3 protein-coding genes and 1 pseudogene are annotated in these 4,534 nt (G+C 35.1%); 3 read left to right on the top strand and 1 reads right to left on the bottom strand.

Going from position 1 to position 4,534, the window contains the following annotated elements; all coding sequences use genetic code 11:
* Positions 1-156: 156 nt before the first annotated feature.
* Positions 157-1,866, bottom strand: a complete 1,710-nt coding sequence (locus tag VKJ25_RS02595; RefSeq protein WP_324235064.1) for a hypothetical protein — start codon at positions 1,864-1,866, stop codon at positions 157-159.
* Positions 1,867-3,053: 1,187 nt separating this feature from the next.
* On the opposite strand from VKJ25_RS02595, the gene rd reads away from it, so the two are divergent.
* From rd to VKJ25_RS02580, 3 genes and pseudogenes are all read left to right on the top strand, one after another.
* Positions 3,054-3,218, top strand: a complete 165-nt coding sequence (gene rd, locus VKJ25_RS02590) for a rubredoxin (protein WP_324235063.1) — start codon at positions 3,054-3,056, stop codon at positions 3,216-3,218.
* A gap of 95 nt (positions 3,219-3,313) precedes the next feature.
* Positions 3,314-3,775: pseudogene (locus VKJ25_RS02585) on the top strand (NAD(P)/FAD-dependent oxidoreductase); the annotation flags it as partial.
* Positions 3,776-4,386: 611 nt separating this feature from the next.
* The coding region (locus tag VKJ25_RS02580; protein ID WP_324235065.1) for a reverse transcriptase N-terminal domain-containing protein at positions 4,387-4,534 on the top strand (148 nt) is incomplete at its 3' end.

The following is a 4,534-nucleotide window of genomic DNA, read 5'->3' as shown; positions in this document are numbered from 1 at the left end:
AGATGGTGCATAATAGAACTATTTTTATACTTTTTTCCCTATTTTACTTCTCGATTTCTTGACTCCTGTCTCCTGTCTCCTGACTCCCAATCCTCAATGCGTGTAAAGACCCCAAATGGGTTCTATATGAAAAACCCTTTGATAGTCTCCTGTTCTCTATTCCCTATTCCCTAGCGCTATATAACTATCAATAATTTTCATAATATTAACTCCTGTTAATTTCACATAATTATCCATGTATCTAACACCAGGAGTAAGGACTGGTAAATTTTTCTTATAAATAGGTAGCCAAAACTCACTATTTATATTCCAAATTTTGACAGTATTTTGATTATTTTCTAGATAATTTTGAATCAAATATTCATAGACAAATTGTTTTCTAATACTTCTACTTTTAATTTCTTCTCGGTTTCCTGGATTTAGATAATAGTCAAAGTTGGCGTATTTAATATCAATGATTTGAAGAGAAATTTTGCTCATAATTTTTCTTAGGAAATTTCCAAAGCTTTGATTAATTTCTTTGAGAGACCGAAGTCTATCTTGATCCCGAAATAATGATATATAAAATATATTGTCTTTGAGTAGAGATTCTGAACCTAATACATAATCAATAAAACGTTGAAAAAATCTTTCAGATGATATAATACCAAATTTTAAAGCTAGATAAAATACATGATTCAAATTTTTGATCATTTGTAATTGTTCTAGATTGAAATTATCCCAGATTTCCCAATAAGAATAAAACTGATTTGGTAAAGAATGAACTGTTAGTATTTCTCCCTCAAGTTTGCCAAATTTAGCTAATTCATAAAAAGTATGATTCTCTGGTTCTGAGTTTTGATAAATAGAGGCAATTTTTAATTTATATTTCTGACATTTGAAGCTGGTGTAGTAGGGTAAGTCATTCCAATTTTTGACTTTTTCAATTTGATATAAAGTTTTAGGTGGAACTAATTCTGAAACTAAAGAGTTGGGGCGATTATCTTTACTTTGAAATGAAAGAACTACAGCATCGGGAAAAATATCTCTACCGTTGACATGGAAAATATTGCTCAAATCGATAATTCTGTTTTTGTAGCTCAAATTAGCAATTATTTCTGGAGCAAGATATCGACTATTTAGATAAGAGATAAAACATGAATTTGTCTGCTTCAACAAATAAGTTAAACAAATTCCTTCCCCAACACTATGAAAATTATTAAATTCCCAAATTTTGCCGTCTTTTCTGTCATCCAATTCCCCGAATAAAAATTTCTCAATTGCATCATAAAAATCCCAATAATCTGTATCTTTCAAAAGCGTATATTTATCAATTTTTTCTAAAGCATCTCGTAAAGTATGAATAATTAATGGATAATGAATTTCGCTAAACAGACTAGATTCATCCCCAATATATTTTTCCTGAAATCTAGCAGATAAAGCAGCAATTTCAGGATTAATATTTTCTCCTAATTTTTGCTGAATTTCACTAAATATATCACAATACATTGTGACAAGATCAGAGGATTTATAAAATATTTGTTGCTTAGGTACGTCAATATAGTCTATAAATATTGCACCATTATTTAGGAAAATTGCTTTGTGCAGATAGCGATTAATTTTACTATAGTCTATAGTTTCAGATTTGCTAATACGGGAGACAAGTGCTAATATTTTTAACTCATCATAGATATCTAAAATATTATCTAAAGCATCAAGTTTTCTATAAAAAATACTTTCTTGATTATTGTTAATAACAACTTCTTTTCCTCCATCTTGTTCGAGTACACCGTCACGGTCATTGACTTTAATATTTTTATGTAAATATCCTTTTTCTTGATAGATTTTCTGGATAATTTTTAGGAGTTTATAGAGTTGCAAAAACAATTCACATTTAAAGTCGAATCTATTAATATTTGGGTCGTTATGACTGAATCATTTGGGTAAATGAAAAATTAATTTACCTCTCTTTTTCTCAATTCCTACAAAAGAATATTTAGGGTTGACTTGGGGTTTTATTTCAGCAAAATTTATCACTTTTTTGAGGAAGGAAGAAAGAAGAAGCAAGAAGGAAGAAGGAAAGAATAAGAAGGAAAGAATAAGAAGGAAGTTTCTAGAGGTTTGGTCTTCAAATCTTTGAGCGGTTGGGGTTTGGAGACCAAACCGCTACAGTTTTTTCTCACCTATAATTTCTTATCAATACAATAGACCTGTTGCTTTATAACTTCAAAAAAAACTGGAAAACCCCTAGTTATCTAAGAATTTTAGCTTTTTAAATGACTGCTATGTCTTAGTTTGAGCAGTTCTCTCCATTTATTTAACGACAACTCTAATAACTAATAGAACTTACGCACTAGACCCTATATCTAGCGCTTAAAACCCCATACGCAATAGTTTTTTAACTCTATAGATAGTACCTTTGCGTAAGTTATGAACTAAAACCTTACAGGGGTCTTCCATAGAAAATCTCTAATATCATTTACCCAAATCAAAACCACTTTCATTAATGGATAATTAATAATTACCTCTCCCTAAAAGCTATCCCTGATCAGGAACTCCTGAAACCCTTGTGAGAACTACCCCTAGCCCCTCCCAGGAGGGGAAGGGGGAGCTCTTAGCAGGGAAGAAGGGAGAAACAATCATGCTAGCTAAGTAAAAATACTTAAATAATCCCATAAAAATGTATGAAAAAATACATTTTTTTTCCAAAAAAGCCGAACCAAGACTTAAGCATAACTTGTCTATATTGTCAAGTTTTATGTTAAGAAAGATGTTGATAAAGCAGAGCCAAAAAAGGGAGAAAATTGACTAAAAGGAAAAAATTTATTTTCTGAAAGGGCAGCTTAATAAAGCTGAATTATTTAATTTAGGACTAAAGCCATGAGGTACAAAAAACAAGGGTTTGAGATGACTTCCCGACGGTCGTATCGGACGAAAATACGTTGCAGTTGCGTAAGTCCTATAATTATTAATTATTAATTTTTCGGTAATAAAACTTTGCAATTTAGTAGTAGAACTTCTGGCCGACAAACTTGTAAAATCCAAGTGAAATACTTAGAGAGGAACAAATTAAAATGAAAAAGTATATCTGTAATGTCTGTGGATATGTGTATGACCCAAAAGAAGGAGACCCAGATAGTGATATAGCACCAGGAACTGCCTTTGAAGACATCCCCGATGATTGGGTTTGTCCAGTTTGTGGAGTGGGTAAAGAAGATTTTGAACCAGTTGAAGAGTAATAAATAGACATCTTTAGAAAAGAGGGAGTAGGGAGTAAGGAAAAAAGAATAGATGATTTATATTCAATAATTGATTTAATTTTTTATTATTGGAGATGTCTAATACATATCAAAAGTCTCTCTCTCCTCTCAAAGTTTTAGTTGTAGGTGGGGGAGCCGCAGGTTTTTTTGCAGCCTTGACGGCAGCTAATATTTCCTTAAGCACTCCCCAAAACCATATCACTATTCTTGAAGCAGGGCGACAACCTCTGACAAAAGTACGCATATCCGGTGGTGGACGTTGTAATGTTACCCACAGTTGTTTTGATCCAGCAATATTTATCCAAAACTACCCTAGAGGTGGTAAAGCACTTCGGGGAGCATTCTCTAGATTTCAAGCTCGTGATACTGTGGAATGGTTTGCTGCTAGAGGCGTAAAGTTGAAGACTGAGGCAGATGGACGAATGTTTCCTAATACTGATGATTCTGCCACAATCGTCGAATGTTTAACTAAAGTTGCTTTGTCGAAGGGCGTAAATATTCGTACAAGTGCAGCAGTAATATCAGTCGTGCGACTCGTTCCTATTAGGAGCCTCTAGAAACTAGAGGGGTATGAGTAGGGTCTAACGAGGCCACAGCGGAAGAGCCTATAGAGCTATTTGCTATATGAGGCCACCAAAGAAGAAGCCCGTTAGATAACTGAGTTATGGATGCTGGTGAAAGTCCAGCCCGTTAGGGGACAACGGACTCCCGACCTGGCCACACCGAGCTAGAACTTTTCCACTAGCAGAGTGAAGCTGGCATCAGGCCCCAACCAGAGCGTATAGTGATAGGCACACTGGGGGTAATGGGGAGACGGCATGGGTACATTACGGAATGTCCTGAAAAAGCGTCTTAATTACCGGCAAGGAGTCACTCAAATCTCCTGACCGCACACGGAAAATTCCCGCGTCAAATGATTGAATTAGACACATCCCTGGGAATCGTGTAGGCGAATTGGACAGCCCTAAACCGTCAAAACAATCTGTAACTCGGAACGAGGAAAAACGTTGAGAGAGTCTCTAGGAAAGGTCGAATCAAAGAGTAGGTGGGAAAGCACGGAAATCTCTCCAACGGGTAGGATGCAAGCGCAAATTGCTTGCAGGGTAATCAGCGTAGTGAAATTTAGTAAGAGAGTACGCTTAGACACATGAGCAATCATAGTGAAGTTTGGAGCAACCAAAACTGGAAGAAATTCCAGAAAAATTTGTTCCGCCTCCAAAAACGAATCTACAAAGCCATGCAGAATGGAGACACTCGTAAGGTAAATAGTCTTCAACGTTTGGTGCTGAAATCCC

This window comes from Okeania sp., assembly GCF_035285525.1.
Taxonomy (GTDB): domain Bacteria; phylum Cyanobacteriota; class Cyanobacteriia; order Cyanobacteriales; family Microcoleaceae; genus Trichodesmium.
Note: the sequence above shows the minus strand (reverse complement) of the source record. Positions and strands in the feature narration are given on the sequence as shown.

Bases quoted from the DNA above. Each gene is read 5' to 3' on its own strand.
- rd (WP_324235063.1), top strand. From the start codon at position 3,054: ATGAAAAAGTATATCTGTAATGTCTGTGGATATGTGTATGACCCAAAA.